17 protein-coding genes are annotated in these 19937 nt (G+C 63.5%); 6 read left to right on the forward strand and 11 right to left on the reverse strand.

What is annotated here, in order from left to right:
- Nucleotides 1-112: 112 nt before the first annotated feature.
- Entirely contained in the window at nt 113-1012 is a 900-nt protein-coding gene (locus V1277_RS00855; RefSeq protein ID WP_334414654.1) for a LysR family transcriptional regulator, read from the reverse strand.
- Nucleotides 1013-1105: 93 nt separating this feature from the next.
- Here V1277_RS00855 and V1277_RS00860 point away from each other — a divergent pair, with 93 nt between their 5' ends.
- Nucleotides 1106-1522 carry a tautomerase family protein gene (locus V1277_RS00860; RefSeq protein ID WP_334414655.1) on the forward strand — a complete coding sequence of 139 codons (417 nt, stop codon included), beginning with the start codon at nt 1106-1108 and terminating at the stop codon, nt 1520-1522.
- Nucleotides 1523-1574: 52 nt separating this feature from the next.
- Here the strand turns inward: V1277_RS00860 and V1277_RS00865 are convergent, their stop codons facing one another.
- Nucleotides 1575-2003 carry a tautomerase family protein gene (locus V1277_RS00865; protein ID WP_334414656.1) on the reverse strand — a complete coding sequence of 143 codons (429 nt, stop codon included), beginning with the start codon at nt 2001-2003 and terminating at the stop codon, nt 1575-1577.
- Between the two features lie 92 nt (nt 2004-2095).
- Here V1277_RS00865 and V1277_RS00870 point away from each other — a divergent pair, with 92 nt between their 5' ends.
- Both V1277_RS00870 and V1277_RS00875 read left to right on the forward strand, forming a co-directional pair.
- Nucleotides 2096-2974, forward strand: coding sequence for a LysR family transcriptional regulator (locus V1277_RS00870; protein ID WP_334414657.1), 879 nt, complete (start codon nt 2096-2098; stop codon nt 2972-2974).
- Between the two features lie 81 nt (nt 2975-3055).
- Nucleotides 3056-4573, forward strand: a complete 1518-nt coding sequence (locus tag V1277_RS00875) for an ATP-binding protein (protein ID WP_334414658.1) — start codon at nt 3056-3058, stop codon at nt 4571-4573.
- Between the two features lie 27 nt (nt 4574-4600).
- Here V1277_RS00875 and V1277_RS00880 read toward each other — a convergent pair whose 3' ends face one another.
- The 3 genes from V1277_RS00880 to V1277_RS00890 are packed head-to-tail and all read right to left on the reverse strand — an operon-like array spanning nt 4601 to nt 7285.
- On the reverse strand, nt 4601-6037 hold the full coding sequence (locus V1277_RS00880; protein ID WP_334414659.1) for a TIGR01777 family oxidoreductase: 1437 nt from the start codon (nt 6035-6037) through the stop codon (nt 4601-4603).
- The gene (locus V1277_RS00885) at nt 6034-6699 is read right to left on the reverse strand and encodes a DUF4166 domain-containing protein (protein WP_334414660.1); all 666 of its coding nucleotides are present in this window, start codon (nt 6697-6699) and stop codon (nt 6034-6036) included. The genes V1277_RS00880 and V1277_RS00885 overlap by 4 nt, the downstream gene beginning before the upstream one ends.
- A 28-nt stretch (nt 6700-6727) precedes the next feature.
- A complete protein-coding gene (locus V1277_RS00890; RefSeq protein ID WP_334414661.1) occupies nt 6728-7285 on the reverse strand; it encodes a GbsR/MarR family transcriptional regulator in 558 nt (185 codons plus the stop codon).
- Nucleotides 7286-7556: 271 nt separating this feature from the next.
- Here V1277_RS00890 and V1277_RS00895 point away from each other — a divergent pair, with 271 nt between their 5' ends.
- Nucleotides 7557-9461, forward strand: coding sequence for a diguanylate cyclase domain-containing protein (locus V1277_RS00895; RefSeq protein WP_334414662.1), 1905 nt, complete (start codon nt 7557-7559; stop codon nt 9459-9461).
- Nucleotides 9462-9541: 80 nt separating this feature from the next.
- On the opposite strand, the gene V1277_RS00900 is transcribed toward V1277_RS00895, so the two are convergent.
- The 5 genes from V1277_RS00900 to V1277_RS00920 form a co-directional block, all read right to left on the reverse strand.
- The gene (locus V1277_RS00900; RefSeq protein WP_334374709.1) at nt 9542-9913 is read right to left on the reverse strand and encodes a nuclear transport factor 2 family protein; all 372 of its coding nucleotides are present in this window, start codon (nt 9911-9913) and stop codon (nt 9542-9544) included.
- A 130-nt stretch (nt 9914-10043) separates the two neighbouring features.
- Nucleotides 10044-10343: an acylphosphatase gene (locus tag V1277_RS00905; protein ID WP_057845542.1), complete on the reverse strand. Its 300-nt coding sequence runs from the start codon at nt 10341-10343 to the stop codon at nt 10044-10046.
- Entirely contained in the window at nt 10340-11209 is an 870-nt protein-coding gene (locus V1277_RS00910) for an isocitrate lyase/PEP mutase family protein (RefSeq protein ID WP_334414663.1), read from the reverse strand. The genes V1277_RS00905 and V1277_RS00910 overlap by 4 nt, the downstream gene beginning before the upstream one ends.
- Nucleotides 11210-11318: 109 nt before the next feature.
- Complete coding sequence (locus V1277_RS00915; protein WP_334414664.1) at nt 11319-13334, reverse strand: acetyl/propionyl/methylcrotonyl-CoA carboxylase subunit alpha; 2016 nt, start codon at nt 13332-13334, stop codon at nt 11319-11321.
- A gap of 138 nt (nt 13335-13472) precedes the next feature.
- Entirely contained in the window at nt 13473-13682 is a 210-nt protein-coding gene (locus tag V1277_RS00920; RefSeq protein ID WP_334374705.1) for a hypothetical protein, read from the reverse strand.
- Between the two features lie 205 nt (nt 13683-13887).
- Here V1277_RS00920 and V1277_RS00925 point away from each other — a divergent pair, with 205 nt between their 5' ends.
- On the forward strand, nt 13888-14652 hold the full coding sequence (locus V1277_RS00925) for a thermonuclease family protein (protein WP_334414665.1): 765 nt from the start codon (nt 13888-13890) through the stop codon (nt 14650-14652).
- 56 nt (nt 14653-14708) lie between these two features.
- The gene (locus tag V1277_RS00930) at nt 14709-17162 is read left to right on the forward strand and encodes a PAS domain S-box protein (RefSeq protein WP_442894434.1); all 2454 of its coding nucleotides are present in this window, start codon (nt 14709-14711) and stop codon (nt 17160-17162) included.
- 12 nt (nt 17163-17174) lie between these two features.
- Here V1277_RS00930 and V1277_RS00935 read toward each other — a convergent pair whose 3' ends face one another.
- Nucleotides 17175-19895 carry a bifunctional diguanylate cyclase/phosphodiesterase gene (locus V1277_RS00935; RefSeq protein WP_334414667.1) on the reverse strand — a complete coding sequence of 907 codons (2721 nt, stop codon included), beginning with the start codon at nt 19893-19895 and terminating at the stop codon, nt 17175-17177.
- Between the last annotated feature and the right edge of the window lie 42 nt (nt 19896-19937).

Raw genomic sequence — 19937 nt, forward strand, 5'->3', positions numbered from 1 at the left:
AGAGCCGCTCGGCGGACGAACCGCGATACAGGCGTCGCGCTCGGGCCCGCCTCGAGGATCTGTTCGGCGCCACGAGCCGCGCGTGCGCGCGGAAGCGGCTGTCCAACCGCCGTCAAGTGCTCGCCTTGAGGAAATCAACGAAAGCCCGAACCCGCGGGATGGTTTGCCGCCCCGGCAGGATCAGGGCCGTGATCGGTTGCGGATCGGGATCGTGGCAGTGCGACAGCACCGGCACCAGCCTGCCATCCTTCACGGCCGCCTCCCCCAAAAAATCACCAAACCGCACGAGACCGGCGCCGGCCAACGCGAGGTCGAGAAGGAAATCGGCGCTGTCCGAGCGGATCGATCCCTTTACCGGCACCATGATCCGCTTGCCTTGCTCGAACATCGGCCATTGCGCAAGCCGCGAGAAGCCGCTGAGCTGCAGGCAATTGTGCCGCACGAGATCCGCGGCTTGTTCGGGAGTGCCACAGCGCTCCAGATATCGCGGGCTTCCGGCGATGATGCGCCTGACTTCACCGAGGCGAACCGCGATCAGCTCGCTGTCGCCGAGCGGCCCGACCCGGATCGTGACATCGACCTGGTCGGCGATCGGATCGATGCGGTGATCGCTCACCGAAAGATCGACTGCTATTTCTGGAAACCGGTCCATGAACTGCGGCAGCAGTCGCGCAAGCCGGTGTCTTGCGAACGCGGTGCCGCTGTTGATCCGCAGATGGCCGCGCGGGCGTCCATGAACGGAGGCGACATCGGCTTCGGCGGCCTCCACCGCAGCCAGGATGCTCCTTGCATGAACGAGGAACGTCTCGCCTTCCTGCGTCAGCACCAGCCGCCGCGTCGTCCGATGCAGCAGCTTGGCGCCGATGCGGCGCTCCAGTCTCGTCACGATGCGGGAGACGCCCGAGGCGGTCAGCTCGATTTCAGCGCCCACAGCCGCGAAACTCCCCAGATCGACCGTTCGGACGAAAACCGCGAGGTCTGACATCGGGTGCATCAGCATATTCGTATTCACGACATTTCAGTATGAGTGTTTCGCAAAATCGAGGATTTATCTTCACTCTTAGCATGAATAGGACGGAGTCCCCAGCAACTTGGAGGTCTTCCCATGCCCCTCGCCCGCATCTCCGTTCCGGCCCATCTTGCGCCGGCCAGAATTCGCGCCCTTGCCGACGCCGTGCACGAGGGTCTCGTCGAGACCTGCGGTGTGCCGCCCAAGGACCGGTTTCAGCTCGTTTCGACCTACGCGCACGAAATGATGTTCATCGACCCGACCTTCCCGGATGTCACGCGCACGGTGGATGCGTCGATCATCGAGATTTTGTTTCTCGCGGGGCGCACGATCGATCAGAAGAAAAACCTGTTTCGGCGGATTGTGGATCGGGCCATTGGCGCCGGATTTTCCGCAGATGACATCATGATCGCGCTGACTGAAAATGCGCCGGTCGACTGGTCGCTCGGACGCGGACTTGCATTCGGCGACCACCACGCGCCGATGGCAACCAGCCCTACGTCCGCCCCTTAGCAGCAAGCCGTGCGGACCGCGCCGCAAGCGCCGTCCGCACATCAGGCGATCTTCACGCGGCAGCCTTCCGCGGCGCGACTTCGAGCTGGCCGGCGATGTAGCGGCGCTCCTGGGTGAGGCCGCCGAAGCCGTAAGCATCGCCCTTCACTTCGTTAACATGAGCGTAGCTCTCCTCGTGCAGCGGCCCGAGCAGTTCGCCCATGCGCTGGAATAGCGCGGCGAGATAGGCCGCCTTCTCGTCCTTGGTGTTGGTGCCCTCGCTGACGTGAACGTCCAGCCAGAAACTGGCGAGGCTCTGCTCGGCGAGCGATTTGCCGCCGGCGAACCAGTCTGCGGCATCGACCGACTTCACGATGACGGCAGTAACCTTCGGATCCTTGCGCAGGATTCGCGCGGTGAGATCGCTGACGGCGGACGCAATCTCGGCCTGCAGCGATGGCGCCTTGTGGACGCTGGAATAGGTGACGGTGATGAGCGGCATGGTCGTTCTCCTTGAGCGGGCGCGCTGGCATTGCGCTTCCCGCTAGCTAGACCCGCGGCCATCATTTTGGTATCTTATCTTTATTCATAACAATGATAAGCTCTGTTGATGGCTCCGTGAGCACGCTGGATATCGATACGGTGCAGGCGTTCCTGCTGGTCGCCGAACTGCAAGGTTTTACCCGCGCCGCCGAAGCGCTTGGCACGACGCAGGCCGCCGTCAGCATGAAGCTGCAGCGGCTGGAGAGCGTGGTGGGCCGGCGGCTGGTCGAGCGCTCGCCGCGGGCGGTCGCGCTCACCGCCGAAGGCGCTGCGTTCCTGCCCCACGCCCGCGCATTGATCGAGGCGCATGACCGTGCGCTGTCGAGCGACAAGCCCGCGCGCTCGCGATTGTCGCTCGGGATCTCCGATCACGCCGCAGGCCCCGAACTGGTGCCGCTGCTCGAACGGCTGCATGCGGTGTCGTCGCAACTGGCGCTTTCCGTGACCATCGGCTTCTCGCGCCAGATGCTCGACGCCTATGATGCCGGCGAATTCGAAGCCGTGGTGGTCCGCCAGGAAGGCAGCCGCCGCGGCGGCGAGAAGCTGACTGAAGACGGCTTCGGCTGGTTTGCCGCCAAAGGTTTGGCCTGGCGCCGCGGCGAGACGCTGCCGCTGGCGACGCTGGCCCCGCCCTGCGGCGTACGCGCGCTTGCCGTTCGTGCCCTCGACAAGGCCGGCATCGCCTGGAGCGAGAGCTTTGTCGGCGGCGGTGTCACCGCCGTTGCCGCCGCGGCATTGGCCGGCCTCGCGGTAGCGCCGCTGGCCCACCGGATCGCGCCACCGGGCCTGGTCGATATCGGGCCGGCCGAAGGACTGCCGCGGCTCGGTTCTTCGAAGGTGATGCTGCACTCGAAGGTCAGCGACCCAACCAAGCTCGCGGCGCTGCGGACGCTCGCGGCGACATTCAGAAGCGTGGCCGCAGCGCGGTAACCCACCATTTCGTTAAAAAGCCAACGGCCGTGGAACTAATCGGCAGGACAAGCGTTTGCGCCAGTTAAATGGGCAGGTCGGATGTCGAAAAAAGATCAGCAGGAGCAAAGGGATCTATTCGAAAGCGAACGCAATTTCCGACTCCTGGTCGAAGGCGTTTCCGACTACGCGCTTTACATGCTGAATCCGACCGGGGTGGTGACGAGCTGGAACATCGGCGGCCAGCGGATCAAGGGTTACGCGCCCGCCGAAATCATCGGACAGCATTTTTCCTGCTTCTATACCGAAGTCGACCGCGCGAATGGCAAGCCGCTTCGCGCCTTGCGCATTGCCCGGGAACAGGGCCGCTACGAGGAGGATGGCTGGCGCGTTCGCAAGGACGGCACGTTCTTCTGGGCCAGCGTCGTCATCGATCCCATTTACGAGGACGGCGAGCTCGTCGGCTTCGCCAAGATCACCCGGGACATTACCGAACGCCGCGAAGCCCAGCTCAAACTCGAACGGATGCACCAGCAGCTCGCGGAATCGCAGAAGCTCGATGCGCTCGGCCAACTGACCGGCGGCGTGGCGCACGATTTCAATAATCTTCTCATGATCGTCAGCGGCAGTCTTCACACGTTGAAGAAAGCGGTGGGCAACGATCCCGGCTGCCTGCGGGGGCTATCGGCGATCGAAGGAGCGACCAAACGCGGCGCTTCCCTCACCAGCCAGTTGCTGACATTCGCGCGGCGGCAGAGCGTCAACCCGCAGGCCGTCGACGTCGCCGAGCAGATCGATGCGATGCGCGAGGTGCTCGACAGCGGTGTCGGCAGCGCAGTGACGTTGCAGCTCGACGTCGACCCGGGGGTCTGGCCGGTGATGGTCGACGTCACCGAGTTCGAGACGGCGCTGGTCAACCTCGTCATCAACGCGCGCGACGCCATGACCGGCGGCGGCGTCATCACGATATCGGCGTACAACGAGACGTCCGGCGAGGCCGATACCCAATATGTCGCGATCTCGGTGGAAGATACGGGCACCGGCATCGCGCCCGACGTGCTCGGCAAGATCTTCGATCCCTTCTTCACCACCAAGCCGATCGGCAAGGGCACGGGTCTCGGACTATCGCAGGTTCACGGCTTCGCCCATCAGGCGGGCGGAACGGTCAAGGTGGCGAGCGAGCTCGGCAAGGGCACGAAGTTCACGATCCTGCTGCCGCGAAAGGAGCCCGCTGACGCTGCCGGGGCCGTCGACGCGGTTGAAACCGGCGGAAGCGGCACCGTGCTGCTGGTGGAGGACAATCCTGATGTTGCAGCCGTCAGCACCGGGCTGCTCGAACAGCTCGGCTACACCGTGCGCAGGGTAGCCAGCGCCGAAGCCGCGTTGCGCGAAATCGAACTCGACGGGATAGACCTCGTCTTCTCCGACATCGTGATGCCCGGCAAAATGGACGGCCTCGGTCTGGCGCGCCACTTGAAGGCCGTCAGACCCGGACTGCCGATCCTCCTGACCAGCGGCTACAGCGATTCCGCGCGGAACGTGCGCGGCGACTTTCCGATTCTGCGCAAGCCCTACGAAATCCACGAGCTCAGCCAGGCGATCGCGAAACTGCCGCGGTGATGGCTGGCTGGTGGGCCACTGCCCTCCTCACAAGATCGCCTCGAAGGCGCTGCGGAGCGTTTCGTGCCGGAACACAAAGCCGTTGCTGAGCGCCTTGTTCGGCAACACGCGCTGGCCGCCGAGCAGCAATTCATTGGCGAAATCGCCGCCGACACGGCGCAGCAGCCCACCGGAAATGCGGAACACCGCAGGCCGGCGCAGGCATCGGCCAAGTTCTTCGGTGAATTTCAGATTGGTGACCGGAATCGGCGCCGTCGCGTTGACCGGTCCTGAGATTTCCGGACGCGCTATGACATGGGCGATCAGGCGGATCAGGTCGTCGCGCTCGATCCACGACATCCACTGTCGGCCCGAGCCGAGCGGCCCGCCGAGGCCGAACTCGAACGGCGTCAGCATCCGCGTGATGAAGCCGCCGTCGGTGCCGATCACGAGGCCGATCCGCAAGTAGACCACCCGCACGCCGTGCTCTTCCGCTGGACGCGCTGCCTTCTCCCAGGCGTCGCAGAGTTCATGGCTGAAGCAGGCATGCGACTTGGCCGATTCCGTCAGCACCTGGTCCTGCCAGAGCCCGTACCAGCCGATCGCCGAACCCGAGACCAGCACCGTCGGCTTGCGCTCGAGCCGCGCGATCAGGCGGATGACATCGCCGGTCATGTTGATGCGGGAATCCAGGATTTTGCGGCGCTTGGCTTCGGTCCACAGCCCGTTGCCGATCGGTTCTCCCGCGAGATTGACGATCGCATCGATACGGGTGTCGGCCGGAAGCTGGTCGAGGCTCGTGATCAGCGTGATCGGCGGCGGCAGCATCTCGATCTTGGCGGGGTTGCGCACCAGCGCGATCACCTGATGCCCTGCCCCGCTCAGTCCTGCCACCAGGCGACTGCCAATGAAGCCGGTAGCGCCGGTGACCAGCACCGTCTGCCGGTCGGGCAGCTTTTCGACCAGGCTTGCCGCCGGCGCACTCGTCATTCGCGAAAGACGCTTTGACGCGGTGAAATCGCGCAGCCCGCACAGGGCAGCGCCGACGGCCGCAGCCGCCGCGATCAGGCTGAGCCATCCTGTGTAAGCCGATTTGACGCCGGTCGGCTGCGCCGCCCAACCGATCAGAACCGGCAGCAGCAGCACCAGAATGGCGCCGTAATTGATCGCGAGCAGCGTATGATTGATGCGTTCGCTGGCCGGCAATTTCCGGCTCATGTCCTCCTCGACGAAATCCATCAGCGTGATCACGATTTCCGCAACCAGCACCACGATGATCAGCATGGCGAAGACGCCGTGCACTTCCAGCCAGCCCAGCACCAGGAACAAGAGCGCGTAGAGCATATTGCGCAACGCATGAAGCTGCAGCTCATAGCGCTGCGATGGTCGCCATGCGAGCCGCTCGGTCAGCTCATGGTGGTAGAACGTGTCGAACACGCCCATCACGACCTGAATGGCGATCAGGATCCAAAGCAACGACGTCATGATGCGGCCTCCATGAACACGGCGGACTGACGAATGAGCCTGCCAAGGCGGGGATGGACGATCTCGAGCATGAAGCGGAACGTGCCGCCGCCGAGGTCGGAATGGGTTACGGTGAGATCGCCAGGCGTGAGCCAGGGCGGCAGCGGCAACCGCAACGGCCCGATCTGCAAGGAATAGCCGACGCTGCGAAACACCAGGGCTTCGTGCTCGACGGCAATGCGCAACGCCATGCTGACGCCGTAGCCGACATATTCTTCCAGCCCGGTGGGCCCGGCGAACCGTTTCGCCGAGTGAATGACCTGCGGAAAGCCGTTGCTGCGCGCGCAGATCCGGGTCCAGATCTGGCCGCCGCTCGCCGCATCTTCGGTCACCATCACGGCCATCGAGACGCCGGTCTCGGTGCATAGCGGAAACGGCCCGCCGATCACGCGCGCGAGCTGCGCCAGCCACCAGCCGGCGCGGCTAAAACTCGCCTCCTCCACCGTGCCGACATAGACAACGGTTTCGCCATCGGCGAAGCGTTTGGAAAATCGCCGCCAGATCGCCAACGGCAGTCGGCCCCACTCCTCGTCGGGCAACAGATCGTGGAAGCGGTGGTCGTCGAGCAGGATAGTGTTCGAGGCAGGCGTTGCAGGAAACCTGGGTACTCTTGTGGACACCATCACTCGCTCCTGCTCTGCCCCTCTGCCCCTATTTGGACTTCCCCGCCGGCAAGAAGCTGACGATCTTCTCGCCAAGTTTGATCAACGCGACCAGCCTCGGCCGCGGCACGTTGAGCATCTGCGTGTACCAACGGTCGACCAGTTCGGTGAAAGCCAGCATTTCCTTCAGCCGTTTGGCCGCGACCGGGCTGATGGTCGGATCGTCAGCGGCGTCGGAAACGCAGGCGCGCAGCGCATCGATGGCGGGATCGATCTCGCGCTCCTTGCGGCGGGCGGCGATCCGCGCCGCCACTTCCCAGATGTCGGTTTCCGCCTCGAAATGATCGCGCCGGTCGCCGAGGATCGGCACCCGCCGGATCAAATTCCAGGCCTGCAGCTCTTTGATGGAATTGGACACGTTGGACCGCGCCATACCGAGCGTCTCGGCGATATCCTCCGCGGTCATCGGCGCCTCGGCGAGATACAGCAGACCGTGGATCTGGCTGACCGAGCGGTTGACGCCCCACTCGTCCCCCATGTCGCCCCAGTGAAGGATGAACCGTTCGACCACGGCAGGGAGTTTCTTTTTGTCGGTCTTTTCTGTCATGACAGAAATATCTGACGTTACTGTGCGACTGTCAAGACCTCTTGCGGTTTGGAGGACCCAATCCGCGCGTCACGCTTTCCAAGAGTCCGGGTTCCCGAAATGGAACTCGGGTTCATAGCTTCCGTGTTTTCACGGACAGCTCGTTAACCGCCCAGTACCGGTCGCGTCTTAGACTCCGCTGGCACGCTGCCAGCAACAAGGTCCGGCGCGGCAATCAAGGCACGGAATGCCCCATCGAAATCCCCCAGACCCCGGCGGGCCGCTGCGGCGGGTGACATCGACGTCCCTGGTCATCGCCTTTGCGCTGGTCATGACCGCCTGCATCCTCGGCGTCATGGCCTGGAAGGTGCTCGACGCCAAGAAGGCGGCGCTGGCGAGCGGCAGCTCCGAGATCCAGAACCTCGCGCATTCGCTTTCCGAGCATGCCTCGCACACCATCCAGGCGGTCGATATCGCGATGGGCGGAATGGTCGACTTGCTGAAATACAGGGATCCCGATCCGGACCGGTTCAACAGATACCTCGCTGAAACGGCGAAAACGCTGCCCCAATTGCGGAGCATCGGCGTCGCAGATGCCAAGGGCAACTGGACCTATTCGTCATTGACGGAGACACCGCGCCATACCATCTCGGATCGCAGCTATTTCGCCTACCATCGTGACAAACCGGACAACACGCTTCGGATCAGCGAACTGATGCAATCCCGCGTGGACGAGCGATCCTCCATGATCGTTCTTTCGAAACGCATCACCAAGCTCGACGGCAGCTTTGGCGGGGTCGTCGCCGCAGCGATCGACAAGGATTACTTCAATAACTTTTACCGGACATTCCAGCTCGGCCCCGACGGTGGCATCAGCCTGATACGGAATGATGGTGCGCTCCTGATGCGCTGGCCGCAGTCGGACAAGAGCACGGATCTCTCCAAGACCGACCTGTTCAGGAAGCATCTCAAGCAAAGTTCTGTCGGATACTACAAGATCATCTCGCCGTTCGACGGCCTCGTGAAGCACCTTGGCTATGAGGTGACGCCGCACTACCCGATGGTGGTCACCGTCGCTATGTCGGAAGACTGGCTGCTCTCCGAATGGTGGAAGGGCTTGCGGACCGACGCCATCGTCGCCGGCGTTCTGCTATGCATGATCCTGATGCTGGCGGCGTTGGTTGCCCTGCAGTTCCGCTTCCGCAGCAAGACCGAGCGCGCGCTGCGCGAGCGCGAGGCGCATTATCGCCTGCTGGCCAACAACATCGCCGATATCATCATCCTCATCGATGCCAACAGCCTGCTCCGCTATGTTTCCCGATCGGCCGAGCCGGTGCTGGGATTGCGTCCTAAAGATCTGCTCGGCAAGTCATGCTTCGACCTGGTCCATCCCGACGACAGGGAGAGCGTCAAAGCGGCGACCACCCGGATCGACGGCGCCGATAGCGTCAGCACGGTCGTGTTTCGGCACTATCGGGGCGACGGGACGCTGGCGTGGGTGGAAAGCAAGTTCAAGATGGCCTCTGCAACCAGCGACCCGGCGCGGACGGAATTCCTCTGCGTCATCCGCGATGTGACCGAACGCAAGCGGATGGAGGATGAGCTGACCCAGCTCAACCGCCGCCTCACCCAGCTTGCCGCGACCGACGGATTGACCGGCTTGACCAACCGCCGCACCTTCGATGGCTTCCTGCGGCGCGAATACGAAGCCTGTGAAGAGATTTCGGTGCTGCTGTTCGATATCGACAATTTCAAGGGCTACAACGACACCTACGGGCATCAGGCCGGCGACCGTTGCCTGCAGGCGGTTGCAAAAGCCATCGGCAATGCGACCGACAACACGTCAGGCCTGTCCGCGCGCTATGGCGGCGAGGAATTCGCCGTCGTGCTGCCGAACAGCTCGGAAGACGACGCAATGAAGGTTGCCGAAGCCATCCGGCTGACGGTTCGGGCGCTCGGCATTCCGAACACGGCCTCGAGCCGCGGCTACATCACCATCAGCGCAGGCGTTGCCGCAAAAACCCGTTCGACGATCGACGAGGCCGCGCTGGTGGGAGAAGCCGACACCGCCCTCTACGAGGCAAAGCGCCTCGGCCGCAACCGCAGCATCGTGTATTCCTCAGTCGACCTGCAGTATGTCGACAGCGCCTCCATCCAGCACGATAGCGAGTTCGCGCCGGGCGAACGGGCGCATTAGCTAGGGCGCGTAGCTGCTACCTAATTGTGCAAGAAGTGGCTCGATATCCGCTTTGCTGGACGCGAAAAGCCAACACCGACCTATTCCACGATTTTCCAATAGGAGTCCTTGCGGATCACCTTCCCGTTGCGAAACGTGTAGAAGTCACAACCTCGGACCTCCTTTCTCGTGCCCTCGCGGGTGGTGCCCGTGAGGGTCCATTTTGAGATGCCGGTCTCGGCAGTCGGATCCACAAAATGCTCATCGTTACCGTAGTGGACGTCAGGCAGGCCTTCGAAGCGTGTTGCCAGCGCTTCTCTTACGTTCCGTTTGCCCTCGAAACGAGTCCCCCAAGGCTCGCTTCCCCGCGGCATCTCCAGGACGCAATCGTCAGAAAAGAATGCCATGATGCGATCAAGATCGTGCGCGTTGAAGGCATCACATAAACCCGCCAGCGTCGATCGAATGTCCATCGCCCGTCTCCACCCAGTCGGATAATTGATATCTGCTCTGCGCGTTCGATCTTCGAATAGGCCATTGGCGACTCGGTCGGTCAAGGTCGGAGGCTCCGAGAGCGGGCCCCAGTTCAAACAGGCACCGACGTTATATCGTCGGCAGCACCGAGAACCGCTCCCCTGCCCGCCGCAGCTTCAGCATCTCGGGATTGCCGGCGTCGTCCTGTACCGCCTCGACCCGGGCCGATGACGGCCCTCGCCGGCAAGCCGAGATCATCGCGGTCACCGGCTCCGCGGGACCTGCGAACACCGCCTCGACACGGCCGTCCCTGCGGTTGCGCACCCAGCCTTCGAGATCGCGCGCCCGTGCCGTGTCGTCCACCCAGGCGCGATAGCCGACGCCCTGCACCCGGCCGCTTATCGTGACATGACGAATTGCATCGCTCATTTATTCTTCAACCCGAGAAAGGCGCCAGCGCGCGCCTTTATTTCGGCATCGCGCATGGCCCGGCTGGTCAACTCGGCAGATGCAAGGCTGTTCAAATTTTTCGGCGAGGTTCCCTCACGCAACGCCTTCAGCGTCTGGTAGACGGCCTGCGTGGCGGCGGCGAATGGCGCGTGGCCCTGCAGCGCGATCCGCACGCGCTGACCGGCGAGATAATCCAGCGCCGTCATGTCCTCGGGCGCACCACCGAGCACGATCGGCAATCTCGTCGCGGCGGAAATCGCTTCCAGCTCGCCCCGGCTCTTGATGCCCGTGAAGAACAGCGCATCGACGCCGGTGGCCTCATACGCCCTCGCACGTCCAATGGCGTCGTCAAGGCCGGTGACGGACACGGCGCCGGTGCGGCCCATGATGACCAGCGAGGGATCGCTGCGGCCATCAAGCGCGGCCTTCATCTTGCCGACGCCCTCCTCCAGCGGAATCAATTGCGTTCCAGCCTGCCCGAACGCCTGCGGCAAGAGCGTATCCTCGATCGTGAGGCCAGCAGCGCCGGCAGCCTCAAGTTCCTGCACGGTACGGCGGACATTGAGCGCATTGCCGTAGCCGTGGTCGGCGTCGACCAATACCGGCAGTGTCGAAGCGCGCGACATCCGCCGCATCTGCTCGGCCAGCTCCGTCAGCGTGATCAGCGCAATATCGGGATCGCCGAGAACGGCAAGCGAGGCCACCGAGCCGCCGAACATCCCGAGTTCGAAGCCGAGGTCTTCGGCAATGCGGATCGAGGTTGCGTCATAGACTGATCCTGGCCGGACGCAGGCGGGGCCGGCGAGGATGGAACGCAGAGCTTCACGGCGTTTGCGGAAAGACATCAGGAGGCTCCTCATTCGTCATTGCGAGGAGCGCAGCGACGAAGCAATCCATACTTCCTTTGCCGCACGATGGATTGCTTCGCTGCGCTCGCAATGACGGGGGTTGCGTCTACGCAAACTCCAAAATCAGCGCGTCCACCGCCAGCGTCGCGCCGGCCGCGGCATGGATTTTCTTCACGGTGCCGTCGCGTTCGGCGCGCAGCACGTTCTGCATCTTCATCGCTTCGACCACGGCCAAAGTCTCGCCGGACTTGACCTCCTGCCCTTCGGCGACCGCAATCGACACCACGAGCCCGGGCATCGGGCACAGCAGCTTCTTGCCGGTGTCGGCGGCCGAGTTCACCGGCATCAGCCTCGCGGCGGCAGCCTCGCTTTCAGTGAAGACGTTGACTGCAACTTCAAAGCCCTGGTGCGCGAGGCGGAAGCCGTTCGGGATTGCGCGTACCTGCATTGCGACCAAGTGGCCGTCGATGGTGCCGTGCCAGACCGGCTCGCCCGGCGTCCAGGCCGAGATCAGGTTGTGCGGATTGCCCGGCAGGCCATCGGCACCGATGAAACGCACCGCGATGCCGTCGGCCTCGCGTGCCACGTCCAGCGCGATTTCGTCGCGATCGAGCCACACCGCGCGGCGGCGCTCGCGCTGCACCAGGCGGCCGGTCAACTGACCGGAAATCTGGCGCTTGCGCTCGCCGAGCACGTGATCGATCGCGGCACCCACGGCGGCCAGCCGCCGCGCGATCTCGCCTTCCGGCGGACGCGTCGAAAACCCTTTTGGAAATTCCTCTGATATGAAGCCGGTGGAAAGCTTGCCTTCGCGCCAGCGCGGATGGTTCATCAGCGCCGACAGGAACGGAATGTTGTGACGGATGCCGTCGACGTAGAACGCGTCGAGCGCCGTGGCCTGTGCCTCGATGGCGGCGGCCCGTGACGGCGCGTGCGTCACGAGCTTGGCAATCATCGGGTCGTAATGGATCGAGATCTCGCCGCCCTCCTGCACGCCGGTGTCGTTGCGGATGGTGACGCCGTCCTGGCTCGCTTCCACCGGCGGCCGGTATTTCACCAACCGGCCGATCGACGGCAGGAAGTTGCGGAAGGGATCCTCGGCATAGACACGCGATTCCACAGCCCAGCCGGTGAGCGTGACATCCTTCTGAGCGATGGAAAGCTTCTCGCCGGCTGCGACCCTGATCATTTGCTCGACCAGGTCGATGCCCGTGACGAGTTCGGTGACGGGATGCTCGACCTGCAGACGGGTGTTCATCTCCAGGAAGTAAAAGCTCTTGTCCTGGCCGGCGACGAATTCGACGGTGCCGGCCGAATCGTAATTCACCGCCTTCGCCAGTGCCACCGCCTGCTCACCCATCTTGCGGCGGGTGGTCTCATCGAGCAGCGGCGACGGCGCTTCCTCGATGACCTTCTGGTTACGGCGCTGGATCGAACATTCGCGCTCGCCAAGATGGATCACATTGCCATGCTTGTCGCCGAGCACCTGGATTTCGATGTGGCGCGGATCGACGATGAACTTTTCGACGAAGACGCGGTCGTCGCCGAACGAGGATTTGGCCTCAGCCTTGGCGAGGTTGAAGCCCTCGGCGACTTCCTTCTTCGAATGCGCGATCCGCATGCCCTTGCCGCCGCCGCCGGCGGAGGCCTTGATCATCACGGGGTAGCCGATCTCGTCGGCGATCTTCACCGCATGCTTTTCGTCCTCGATCACACCGAGATGTCCCGGCACGGTCGAGACTTTTGCCTTCGCGGCGGCCTTCTTGGATTCGATCTTGTCGCCCATCGCGGCAATGGCGCCGGGATTGGGGCCGATGAAAACGATGCCGGCCTTGGCGAGCTCGCGCGGAAACGCCTCGCGCTCGGAAAGAAAGCCGTAGCCGGGATGCACGGCCTCTGCGCCGGTTTTGCGGCAGGCGTCGATGATCCGGTCGATCAACAGATAGCTCTCGGCGGCCGCCGGCGGGCCGATCAGCACGGCCTTATCCGCCATTTCGACATGGAGCGCATCGCGGTCCGCTTCGGAATACACCGCGACCGTCTCGATCCCCATATGGCGCGCAGTCTTGATGACCCGGCAGGCGATCTCGCCGCGATTTGCGATCAGAATTCTCTTGAACATGTTCTTCTTGCTTGAGCTTTGGGCGGGATCCTCCCCCGCAATGAGACATGCGGGACGCGGGTAACACACCCGTCGTACAGCAAAAATCGATGGAGGCAACGGTCTCGTACCGGCTTCGCGGTGCCGCCTGGCGGTAATTCAGCCGGAATAGGAGTTGAAGCGGCCCCGCGCATAGGCGTGGGATACCGCCTTCATCAGCTCGCCGACCTCGGATTCCAGATATTCGTTGGCCACGATCAACGCGCGGATCGTCGCCCTCATATCCCCACCACAGGCAGAAATCGCCTGATCTACAGCGGCTTCCAGCTCATCGCTCTCTTCGGACTTCGGCTGTGAAGAGGACGACATGGCAATAATCCGTGTTGAGCGAGGTGGCCCATGTTCTTATTTTGTTCCTATGAAGTCAATGGGCCGTTGTCGTCTGGTCGCAACTGCGCTCGCAGCTTTCCCCAACCTGCTTCGCTTGCGCCATTAGCGCCGGCATCTTGGTTCAATCACATCAGCTTATGCTAGAAGGCTGCGGCGGGTGTGGAATTGATTTGAAATGAATCAGATGCGATCACGAATTATTCTGGTTGCGGCGTTGCTGTCGATTGTCCTTCCAGCCAGCCAGAGTTTGGCTGCCACCGCCATCGTGCGGGATGGCGGCACACTTCAGCTCAGCAATGTCACCTACCGCCTCGACGGCATCGAGGCGCCCACCGTCGATCAACTCTGCATTGACGAACACGCCGATAGCTGGACCTGCGGGATCGAGGCGCGCGATCAACTGACCAAGTTGATCGGCGGCAAACAGGTCCGCTGCGACGATCTGGGTCCCGATCCCGTCTACAAGAAGCGGCGCATCGGCGTGTGCAAGATCGAGGGCGACACCACAAGTCTCAGCCAGTTGCTGGTCCGCAAGGGATTTGCCCTGAATGTCGAGGCCTCCGCCAGCGGGCGCTTCACGGTGGACGAGGCGCGCGCCAAGGATGACCGCCAGGGACTCTGGAAAGGCTGCTTCGTCGCGCCGCGCGAGTTCCGCGCCGGGAAGAAAGACGGCCCCCTGCTCGGCGCTGCGTGCCGCGCTGATCGCGATCGCGAAATCCGTGAGGCGCTGTTCCCCGAGGATCTCGTGATGCCGGCGAGTTGCAACATCAAGGGCAAGTACGCGGTACGCGCGCGCGTCACCGGGAACCTCGGCATCTACCATCTGCAGGCATGCCGCTCCTATCCGGGACTGACCCAGCCGGATCGCTGGTTCTGTTCCGAGGAAGATGCGCAGGCCGCCGGGTTCCGCCGGGCCTATAACTGCCGGTCAACCACCAAGAGCAAATGAGGCTGGCAAACGCGCCGGCTCTTGTGTGAAAGTGCCGGCAGAGGTTGCCGGCACGCATGACACCTTCCGACACGACGAACCTCCTGCCTGAAGCTGCCGCCGCCGAGCGCTTGCGGCAATATCTGCAGGAAATCGCAAGCGAGCGCGACAGTGCTCATCGTGCTTTGCAGGAGCGCGAAGCGGAGCTGGCGCGGATCCAGCGCATTGCCGGCGTCGGCGGCCTCGAAATCGATTTCCGTGACGGCGTCAAGAACCGCCGCTCCCCCGAATATCTTATCGTTCACGGGCTGCCACCCGAGGCGGCCAACGAGACCTACGAGGAATGGGTCAGTCGAATCCATCCCGAGGATCGCGAGCGAACGGTCCAGCACCTGTTCGGCGTATTGAAAAGCCAGAGCGAGGATTATTCGGCCGAATACCGCATCGTGCGGCCGAACGACGGCGCGGTCCGCTGGATCCGCGTCGTCGCTAAGATCGAGCGCGAGGCCGACGGCCGCGCGCTGCGCCTCGTCGGCGCCGATTGCGACGTCACCGATCAGATGCTGGCGCAGGAAACCTTGCGCGAAAGCGAGGAACGCTTCCGCCTGATCGCCAACAGCGCGCCGGTGCCGATCTGGGTCACCAAGCTCGACCGCACGCGTTCCTTCGCCAACCAGGCCTATGTCGATTTCCTTGGACTGCCGTTCGAGGAAGCCATCGTGTTCGACTGGCGCAAAAGGCTGCATCCGGACGACGCCGCGCGCGTCGTCCAGGAATCCGTCGCAGGCGAAGCATCGCTCAAGCCGTTCGTGCTGGAGGCCCGTTATCAGCGCGCCGACGGCGAATGGCGGTGGCTGCGCTCGGAATCCCAGCCGCGCTGGGATCCGACCGGTAAGCACATCGGCTTCATCGGAGTTGCCCACGACGTCACCTCGGCCAAGCAGGCCGAGCACGATCTGCGCCGGCTGAACGAAATTCTCGAACTGCGGATCACCGAGCGGACGGCGCAGCTCGAATCCAGCGAAGCCCAGATGCGGGCGATCTTCGAGACCAGCCATCAATATCAGGCGTTGCTCAACCAGCATGGCGACGTGCTCTATGCCAACAGGACGGCGCTGGCCGGCATCCGCGCCGACGCCGGCGCGGTGGTCGGCCAGCCGTTCTGGGAAACGCCATGGTTTGCCGCGACCTCCGGCATGCGCGACGCCGTCCGCGACGCCTTCATCACGGTCATGCAGGGCGAAGAGGCCAGGATTGAAATGCTGCTGCACCTGCCGATCGGCGACCGCTATTTCGATTTCGCGATGCGCCCGCTGCACGACCGGCACGGCGCCGTCATCGGGGCAGTGCCGGAGGCCATCGACGTCACCGAGCGCCGCCAGGGCGAGGAAGCGCTGCGCCAGTCGCAGAAGATGGAAGCGGTCGGACAGTTGACCGGCGGCGTGGCGCACGATTTCAACAACCTGTTGACCATCATCCGCTCCGCGACCGATTTCCTGCGCCGCCGCGAGTTGCCGGAAGAGCGTCGACGGCGCTATATCGACGCGATCGCCGAGACGGTGGAGCGCGCCTCCAAGCTGACCGGACAATTGCTGGCGTTCGCCCGCAGGCAGCCGCTCAAGCCGCAGGTGTTCAACGTCGGCACCCAGGTCGAGTCCGTCGCGCAATTGATCCGCCCCCTCGTCGGTGCCCGGATCAGGATCGACGTCGAAATCGCCGATCTCAATTGCTTCGCAATCGCCGACGTCGCGCAATTCGAAACCGCGCTGATCAATCTCGCCGTCAACAGCCGCGATGCCATGGACAGCGAGGGCCGGCTGACCATTCAGGTCCGCAAGGTGGATGCGATTCCGCCGCTGCGTGCCCAGCCCGCCCGCAGCGGTGACTTCGTCGCCATCACCGTGACCGACACCGGCTGCGGCATTGCCCCTGCCCTGCTCGAGACGATCTTCGAGCCGTTCTTCACCACCAAGGAAGTCGGCAAGGGCACCGGCCTCGGGCTGAGCCAGGCGTTCGGTTTTGCCAAGCAATCCGACGGCGATATCGCAGTTGCAAGTGAGCCCGGCCGGGGCGCGACCTTCACGATCTACCTGCCGCAGGCCGCGGTGCCGGCCGATACGAGCGAAGCCGCCGCGACCGCCAGCGAGCCCGCGGCCCGCGGCCGCGGCTACCGCGTCCTAGTCGTTGAGGACAATGACGACGTCGGCCAGTTCTCCACCGAGCTGTTGGAAGATCTCGGCTACACTGTGCGCCGTGTCGCCAGCGCGGACGCCGCGCTCGCAATCCTGGCCGAGGACGAGTTTTCCGCCGACCTGGTGTTTTCCGACGTCATCATGCCCGGGATGAACGGCGTCGAGCTCGCTGGCATCGTGCGCGAACGCTATCCCGGCCTGCCCGTGGTCCTGACCAGCGGCTACAGCAACGTGCTGGCGGAGAGCGCCCACCGCGGCTTCGAGCTGATCCAGAAACCCTACTCGGTGGAACTGCTGTCGCGAATTCTCAGGAAGGCGATTTCCGAGGCGCGCCGTTAGGGCATATACGCCTCACGCCGCGGCTTCGACGCCGGCCTCCCCCGATGCCAAGAGCGCGCGGATTTCCTGCGCAGGGCGCGCGGCGCTGAACAGATAACCCTGCATCTGCGTGCATCCGAGACTCTGCACGGTCTCGCGCTGCTGCAACGTCTCGACGCCTTCGGCCGTGGTGATCATGTTGCGGTCGGCGGCGATGCTGACCACCGCGCGGATGATCGAGGCCGACGAGGAATTGCGCGTCACTTCCTTGACGAAGGAGCGGTCGATCTTGATCTTGTCGAACGGGAAGCGCTGCAGATATTGCAGCGAGGAATAGCCGGTGCCGAAATCGTCGAGCGCGATGTGAATGCCGAGCGCGCGGAGCTGGTTCAGCGCCGCAAGCGCCGCGTCGTCGTCCGCGATCAGAACGGCTTCCGTGATCTCCAGCTCCAGCCGGCGCGGGTCAAGTCCCGTCTCGGCAAGGGCAGCGGCGACTTTCATCGACAGAGTTTCCGACCGGAACTGGATCGGCGAGACGTTGACGGCGATTCGGACATGAGCCGGCCAGACTGCGGCTTCGGCACAGGCGGTGCGCAACACCCATTGCCCGATCTCCTCGATCAGGCCGGTCTCCTCGGCGACCGGCACGAAGTCGGCGGGCGAGATCATGCCGCGCACCGGATGCCGCCAGCGCAATAGCGCCTCGCAGCCGGTGACGCCGTCGCCGCTCAGATCGACCTGCGGCTGATAGTGCAGTTCAAACCCGCCCTGCACCAGCGCCTCGCGCAAGTCTGCCTCCAGCTCGCGGCGATGATTGGCCTGCTGCTCCATCTCCGGATCGAAGAAGCGATAGGTCCTGCGGCCGGCGGCCTTCGCCGCATACATTGCGAGATCGGCGTTCTTCAGTAGATCGAAAAGGTCCGAGCCGTCGCGCGGGGCAATCGCGATACCGATGCTGGCATCGCTGGAAAGCTGATGGCCATGGCAGTCGAACGGGGTACGCAGCGCCTGATAGATCCGCGCGACCAGCGCGCGAACGTCCTCGGCGCTCTCGATGCCGTGCTGAAGGATAGCGAATTCGTCCCCGCCGAGGCGGGCGATGAAATCCTCAGCGCCGACCGACTGGCGCAACCGCTCCGCCACGCCCTTCAGGAACTCGTCGCCGATCAGATGTCCCAGCGTGTCATTGATGCGTTTGAACTCGTCGATGTCGATATAGAGAATCGCGAACTCGTGGCCCTCCGTTTCCAGCAGCAGTCCCTCCGCATGGCGCTGGAACAGGGTCCGGTTCGGCAGATTGGTCAGCGCGTCGTAATGGGCGAGATGTTCGATCCTGGCCTGGTCGCGTCGGCCTTCGGTAACGTCTTCCAGCGTCGCGGCCCAGCCGCCGTCCGCCGACCGCTTGAAGATCAGCCGGATCGTGCGTCCATCCGGCGTCGAGGTCACGGTGTCCTGAACGAGACTGCCGTTGGGATCGAGGAAGCGTTCGCAATAGGCGTCGACGTCGCCGAGAAAGGAGCCGCGTTCCTGACGGTGCCGGATCAGGTCGCGCAGATGACAGCCGGGTTTGACGACTTCCGGCGAGAGCCCGAACATATCGATATAGCGCCTGTTGCAGATCACGAGACGGCCCGAGGAATCGAACAGCAGCAGTCCTTGCGTCATGTTGTTGATGGCGGTGTCGAGATGCTGGCTCTTCTCCGAAAGCTTGCGCTGCGCGGCGGCATGCTGGCGGCGGAGCTGGCGCACGATCAGGAAGACCATGCCGATCACGACGATGATCGCCAGCGCGGCCGCGAAAAATTGCAGTCTGGTCTGCGCCCGCCAGTCGGCCAACGCAGCCTCCGTTCGGGTGGTCGCCACGATCAGGATCGGGAAGTGCATGAGCGACTTGACCGCGCCGACCTTGTCTTCCGCCAGCCTCGCGCTGGTGAAGCGCCCGGATATATTGCCATCCACGGCCAGCGCGCGTTGAAAGGCTTCGCTTCCGGCGACATTGAAGCCGATCAGGCTGTCGTCCTTCGGATAGCGGGCAATGATGGTGCCGTTGCGGTGAATCATCGAGATCGCGGTATCGCTGTTGAGCTCCAGCGATCCGACAAAGGCCTCGAAATGCGACGGTTCGACGCCGCGGCTGGCAAATCCGATGATCTCGCCATTGCGGCCGACGATCTTGCGCGCAAATAGCGTGGTCCAGTTCCTCGTCACCTTGCTGACGACCGGCTCGACGATCACATCGGTGGTCGGCTTTCCCGACGTGAACTCCTTGAAGTACTGACGGTCCGCGATGCTGAGATCGGGGACCGGCCACATCTCGGAGGAATTGATCAGCCATCCCTTGACGTCCCACAGGTTCAGCGCGCCGACATGGGGCAGCGCCGAAAGCTTGCTGCGCAGCATCTCGTGCGCGCTTAAGGTCGACATCCTCTGTTCGAATTCTTCCGACGTATCGACCCCGTCGGCCCGCATGCCGGACACGACGTCCTCATGCACATGCTGGAGATCGTTCAATTGCTGGTCGAAATGCCGTGACAGCAAGAGCGCGCTGTTGTTGAGTTCGCGCTCGGCGACTTCCAGCGCGCGCTCGCGGTATTGCATGGCGAAATAGCCGGTGCCGAGCATGATCGCGACCACGAGCCCTGCGGCACTCAGGATCAGCCACTGGATCGCGCTCAGCCTGATCCGCCACGGCATGCCGCGACCGAACAGCGGCTGGCTCTCCGCGATGACGTCGTCCGACGGATTATTCAGCATTTTCGCTGCCCCTCAACAGGCGCGTGTTGTAGGGACCACAAG

The sequence above is a fragment of the Bradyrhizobium sp. AZCC 1588 genome (genome assembly GCF_036924735.1).
In the GTDB taxonomy this organism is placed as follows: Bacteria; Pseudomonadota; Alphaproteobacteria; order Rhizobiales; family Xanthobacteraceae; genus Bradyrhizobium.

Coding starts and splice junctions, on each gene's coding strand:
- V1277_RS00860 (WP_334414655.1), top strand. CDS start 1,106: ATGCCCCTCGCCCGCATCTCCGTTCCGGCCCATCTTGCGCCGGCCAGA.
- V1277_RS00865 (WP_334414656.1), bottom strand. CDS start 2,003: ATGCCGCTCATCACCGTCACCTATTCCAGCGTCCACAAGGCGCCATCG.
- V1277_RS00870 (WP_334414657.1), top strand. CDS start 2,096: ATGATAAGCTCTGTTGATGGCTCCGTGAGCACGCTGGATATCGATACG.
- V1277_RS00875 (WP_334414658.1), top strand. CDS start 3,056: ATGTCGAAAAAAGATCAGCAGGAGCAAAGGGATCTATTCGAAAGCGAA.
- V1277_RS00880 (WP_334414659.1), bottom strand. CDS start 6,037: ATGACGTCGTTGCTTTGGATCCTGATCGCCATTCAGGTCGTGATGGGC.
- V1277_RS00885 (WP_334414660.1), bottom strand. CDS start 6,699: ATGGTGTCCACAAGAGTACCCAGGTTTCCTGCAACGCCTGCCTCGAAC.
- V1277_RS00890 (WP_334414661.1), bottom strand. CDS start 7,285: ATGACAGAAAAGACCGACAAAAAGAAACTCCCTGCCGTGGTCGAACGG.
- V1277_RS00900 (WP_334374709.1), bottom strand. CDS start 9,913: ATGGACATTCGATCGACGCTGGCGGGTTTATGTGATGCCTTCAACGCG.
- V1277_RS00905 (WP_057845542.1), bottom strand. CDS start 10,343: ATGAGCGATGCAATTCGTCATGTCACGATAAGCGGCCGGGTGCAGGGC.
- V1277_RS00910 (WP_334414663.1), bottom strand. CDS start 11,209: ATGTCTTTCCGCAAACGCCGTGAAGCTCTGCGTTCCATCCTCGCCGGC.
- V1277_RS00915 (WP_334414664.1), bottom strand. CDS start 13,334: ATGTTCAAGAGAATTCTGATCGCAAATCGCGGCGAGATCGCCTGCCGG.
- V1277_RS00920 (WP_334374705.1), bottom strand. CDS start 13,682: ATGTCGTCCTCTTCACAGCCGAAGTCCGAAGAGAGCGATGAGCTGGAA.
- V1277_RS00925 (WP_334414665.1), top strand. CDS start 13,888: ATGCGATCACGAATTATTCTGGTTGCGGCGTTGCTGTCGATTGTCCTT.
- V1277_RS00930 (WP_442894434.1), top strand. CDS start 14,709: ATGACACCTTCCGACACGACGAACCTCCTGCCTGAAGCTGCCGCCGCC.
- V1277_RS00935 (WP_334414667.1), bottom strand. CDS start 19,895: ATGCTGAATAATCCGTCGGACGACGTCATCGCGGAGAGCCAGCCGCTG.